At 67.7% G+C, this 4523-nt stretch carries 5 protein-coding genes and 1 pseudogene; 3 read left to right on the top strand and 3 right to left on the bottom strand.

What is annotated here, in order from left to right:
* Window positions 1-1308, bottom strand: a 1308-nt coding sequence (locus tag AC1DHD_RS14550) for an MDR family MFS transporter (protein ID WP_476880394.1), incomplete at its 3' end; no start/stop codon positions are given.
* A 177-nt stretch (window positions 1309-1485) separates the two neighbouring features.
* Between AC1DHD_RS14550 and AC1DHD_RS14545 the strand changes: the two genes are divergently transcribed.
* The gene (locus AC1DHD_RS14545) at window positions 1486-2124 is read left to right on the top strand and encodes a TetR/AcrR family transcriptional regulator (protein WP_476880393.1); all 639 of its coding nucleotides are present in this window, start codon (window positions 1486-1488) and stop codon (window positions 2122-2124) included.
* Between the two features lie 70 nt (window positions 2125-2194).
* Here AC1DHD_RS14545 and AC1DHD_RS14540 read toward each other — a convergent pair whose 3' ends face one another.
* Window positions 2195-2875: a LytR C-terminal domain-containing protein gene (locus AC1DHD_RS14540; RefSeq protein WP_476880392.1), complete on the bottom strand. Its 681-nt coding sequence runs from the start codon at window positions 2873-2875 to the stop codon at window positions 2195-2197.
* Complete coding sequence (locus AC1DHD_RS14535) at window positions 2868-3167, bottom strand: type II toxin-antitoxin system VapB family antitoxin (protein WP_476880395.1); 300 nt, start codon at window positions 3165-3167, stop codon at window positions 2868-2870. The genes AC1DHD_RS14540 and AC1DHD_RS14535 overlap by 8 nt, the downstream gene beginning before the upstream one ends.
* A gap of 146 nt (window positions 3168-3313) precedes the next feature.
* Between AC1DHD_RS14535 and AC1DHD_RS14530 the strand changes: the two genes are divergently transcribed.
* Both AC1DHD_RS14530 and AC1DHD_RS14525 read left to right on the top strand, forming a co-directional pair.
* Window positions 3314-4225: a Cof-type HAD-IIB family hydrolase gene (locus AC1DHD_RS14530; protein ID WP_476880391.1), complete on the top strand. Its 912-nt coding sequence runs from the start codon at window positions 3314-3316 to the stop codon at window positions 4223-4225.
* Between the two features lie 106 nt (window positions 4226-4331).
* Window positions 4332-4523: pseudogene (locus AC1DHD_RS14525) on the top strand (sugar phosphotransferase); the annotation flags it as partial.

Raw genomic sequence — 4523 nt, 5'->3', positions numbered from 1 at the left:
CCGTTCGACCAGCAGCCCGGCCAGCCGGCTGGCAAACAGGCTGCCGACGACGGCGGAGCCCAGGGTGGCGCCGATCTGGCGGAAGAAGTTGTTCGACGCGGTAGCGGTGCCCACTTCGCGCAGCGGGAAAGAGTTCTGCACGATCAGCACCATGATCTGCATGCTCAGGCCCAGCCCCAGGCCCATCACGGCGAGGTAGGCGCAGATTTCCCAGAGCGGCGCCTCCGGCGTCAGGGTGGAGAGCAGCACCAGGGCGCCGGCAACCAGCACGCCGCCGGTGATCGGCATCCACTTGTAACGGCCGGTGCGGCTGACCAGCTGGCCGGAAACCACGGAGGCCACCAGCAGGGCGCCCATCATCGGAATCATCAGCAGCCCGGACTCCGTGGCGTTGACGCCGAAAGCCATCTGCAGGTAGGTCGGTAGGTAGCCGATCGCACCGAACATGGCCACACCGATCAGCAGGCCGGACACTGTGGCGAGGTTGAAGTTGAGGTCCTTGAACAGATGCAGCGGGATGATCGGCTCGGCGGTCCGGCTCTCGACCAGCACGAACGCGGCGGCGCTGACAACGGCGCCGGCGATCAGGCCCAGGATGATGGGGTCGGTCCAGTCGTACTTGCTGCCGCCCCAGGTCGCGAACAGCACCAGGCAGGTGGTGGCAATGGCGAGCAGGACCATGCCCCCGAGGTCCAACCGCGGCCGGCCGCTGTGCTTGGGCAGCTTGAGGAAGAAGACGGCTCCGGCCAGGGCAAGGAGGCCCAGCGGAATGTTGATCCAGAACACCCAGCGCCAGCCCGGGCCTTCGGTGAACCAGCCGCCCAGCAGCGGGCCGGCGACCGAGGCGATGGCAAAGACGCCGCCCATCATGCCCATGTACTTGCCGCGTTCGCGGGCCGGAATGACGTCCGCGATCACCGCCTGGGACAGGATCATCAGTCCGCCGCCGCCCAGCCCCTGAATGACGCGGGCAACAATGAGCATGCCCATGTCATTGGCCAGGCCGCCGACGACGGACCCGGCCATAAACAGCAGGATTGCGGCCATCAGCAGGGACTTGCGGCCCATAAGGTCGCCCAGCTTGCCGTAGATCGGCATGGTCACCGTGGAGGCGAGGATGAAGGCGGTGATGACCCAGAGCATGTCGTTGACGCCGTGGAGCTCGCCGACGATGGTGGGCAGCGCCGTGCTGAGCACGGTCTGGTTCAGCGACGCCAGGAGCATCGAGAGCATCAGGCCGACGAAAAGCAAGACAATGTGCTGCTTTTCCCCGGGCCGCCCCGGCGCGGGGGTTGCTGGAGTGGTCATGTCGTCATTCCTTTTTGAGCGGTGGAAGGCAAGAGCGGGAGCGCTGGGGCAGGTCAGGGGTCCCGGTATGGGAAGAATAATTGCACATTCCTTGCATCGATGCAAAATTGCATCGATGCACCGGGTGGTGTCGGTCGACACACGCCTTTTACTGACACATCGCGCTAAAGTGTCCGTATGCCCAGGATTTCGGCCGCGAGCAACGCCGCCCAACGAGCCGAGACCCAGCGCCGCATCCTGACTGCGTTCGGCGAACTGCTCTTCACCCACGGGCTGCCGGGGCTGACCATGACCGACGTCGCCCGGCACGCCCGGATCGGCCGCACGGCTGTCTACAACTACTACGCGGACATCGAAGAGCTCCTGATTGCCTACGCCCTCGACGAGACCGAGCGTTTCCTGGTCGAGCTGCGCGATTCGCTGGCATCGCTGGAGAATCCGGTGGAACGGCTGGCCCTCTACGTGCGGGCCCAGGTGGAGGACCTGAGCCGGCGCCACCTGCCGCCGGGACCGGCCATGGGCGCCGTCCTGTCGCCGGCCTCCTTCGCCAAGCTCGCGGACCACGTGGGCGAGCTCAGCCTCCTGCTGCAGGACATCCTGCGGGAGGGTATGGCCCAGGGGTACCTGCCGCAGACGGACATCACCCAACTGGCGCAGCTCATCCACGGGACCCTGTCCTCCAGCGCCGCCCGGGGTGACGGTGCCGGAGCGGAACCCGACGCCGAGGCCCGGCTGGCCCGGACCGTGCGGTTCGTCCAGTTGGGAGCCGGTGCCAGGTTCGACGGCGACGGCCGCCCGCTCCGCGTCAGCGGTTAAGCGGCACGCCGGGGCCGGTGGCTCAGCGGCATTCCAGCCCGGGCCGGCAGCCGATCAGGGCTTGGGCTGGTCAGGGTTTGGGGCTGGCCGGGACAATCGAGGGCACCACGGGCAGGGACGGGTCCTCGACCACGCGGCGGGTTTCGCGCGGGCAGCTGAGCTTGCCCGGCGTCTGGTCCACGAGCGAGGGCTTGGCCAGGTCCTTGAAGTCCCCGGTCAGGATCACGTCCACGCTCGGGTCGCTCCGGCCGTCCTGGACGTAGTCGGAGCCGGGGAGGTTGCGCTGGACGCTGAACGCCGCGGACTGGCCGGCCGCCCCGGAAACCACCAGCGCCACGCCGCGGTAGCCGGACTCGGTGTTGCCCACCGCACCCACCACAAACTTGCGGGCCGCGAACTGGTCCGCCACCGTGCGGGCCAGTCCCGGCCGGCTCGTGGAGTTGTAGACGTTCAGTTTGATCTTCCCGGGCGGCGTGTAGTTGTACGTCGCATCGGGGCACAGGGACGCGGCAGCCTGGCTGCGCTCCGCCGTAGGGATCTTGATCTGGCCGCTCATGATGGCCAACGCCACCACAATGGCGCCAGCCACCAGGCCGAGCAGGAGCACCAGCACCACGCCGTGCAGGATTCGCCGCCGCATCCGCACCGGGTTCTCCAGCTCGTCGCGCTCCGCAAACGTGGCGCGGAGGTCGGAACCGGTGATGACGTGGTGCCCGTGCAGGACCGAGGGGTCCTGCGGCTTCCTAGCCACTGATGACCAGAACGCGGGCGTGGATCGCGGTGCGCTGGTGCAGGGCCGTGCGGACAGCCCGGTGCAGACCGTCCTCCRGGTACAGCACGCCGCGGAACTCCACAACGTGCGGGAACAGGTCACCGAAGAAGGTGGAGTCCTCGGCCAGCAAGGCCTCGAGGTCAAGGGTACGTTTGGTGGTCACCAGTTCGTCCAGCCGGACCGGGCGCGGCGGCAGGGCGGCCCAGTCCTTGGGCGTGTTGAAACCATGGTCGGGGTACGGGCGTCCCTCGCCCACAGCTTTGAAGATCACCATGCAAGCCTAGGGAAGATCCTGGGCCAGGGGAATCACTGCGGCCACGGCGCCCGAGGTTGTGGCCAAACAGTGATCATCTGTCACGGGCGTCACGAAGCGGCCGCCCTGGGGTGAAGTCCTGCCCCGGCTGAGACAATGAGGGCATGACAGCACCCTCGACTTCCGCCCTGCCGCCGTCGGCCCCGCCGCTGGCCCTGCTGCTTGACGTGGACGGACCGGTGGCGAGCCCGGTGACCCGCACCGTCCAGCCGGGCATCATCGCGGACCTCGTGGCCCTCGCGGCCGCCGGCATTCCGGTCATCTTCAATACCGGCCGGTCGGACGCCTTCATCCGCGAGCAGGTCATGGAGCCGATGATCGCCGCCGGGATGCCGGCCGGCGTCGTTATCCACGCCATCTGCGAAAAGGGCGCCGTCTGGTTCAGCTACACGGCTGCCGGCCCCGGCCCGGTCCACGTGGACCGGGACCTCGCCATTCCGGAGGCGTTCGGGAACGACGTGCGGCGACTGGTGGCCGAGGACTACTCCACCCACATGTTCTTTGACGAGACCAAACGCGCCATGGTTTCCGTGGAGCAGCACATCGCCGTCGCCAATGACGACTACCGCGCGGAACAGGAACTGTTCGACGCCGAGGCCATGGAGCTGATGGGCCGGCACGGTTTGGGGGTGGTCCGGCTGGACCACCATGCGCCAAACAGCGATGACCGGATCGACTACCGCGTCGATCCCACCATCATCTCCACCGACATCGAATCGGTCCGGCTGGGCAAGGACCTCGGCGCCAGCCGGGCGGTGGAACTGCTCGCCGCCGCGGGCATCACCCCGGCCGCCTGGCGGACGGTGGGCGATTCCCGCACCGACTACGCGATGGCGGACTGGCTGCACCACAACGACCACCCTGTGAAGCATGTGGACGTCCGGCCCGCCGACGGCGTCCCGGTGAAGCCGTACGAGGTCCTGACAGCCGCCGACCTCGGGCTTGGGGCCGGGGTCATCCACGACGACGCCGGTGCGGCCTTCCTGCGTCACTGGCGGGATGCCGCGGCCGGCTGAGGTCCTCCCCCCGGGCCGTTTTGCGGCCCGCGATATCATGCAAGTAGGGATTCATCCACTTTTAACGGCACTCAAAACAGCTCGGAGACACGACATTACAGACGCATTGATCCAGGACGAGATTTACTACGGCAGCCAGGCGAGCGAGGACAACCACGCCCACGCCGAGGTCACGTCACCGGCCGCCGTCGCCAGGTTCCGCTCGCGCCCCGACGTGGTCCGCCGGCGCGGCCGGTACGCGCTGATCAATGAAAACCGCACCCCCTACCAGGCCATGGTAGAGGACCTGCTGTTCGTC

This window comes from Arthrobacter sp. 05L45_2, assembly GCF_056397525.1.
This window is presented reverse-complemented; position numbering and strand designations above follow the sequence as displayed.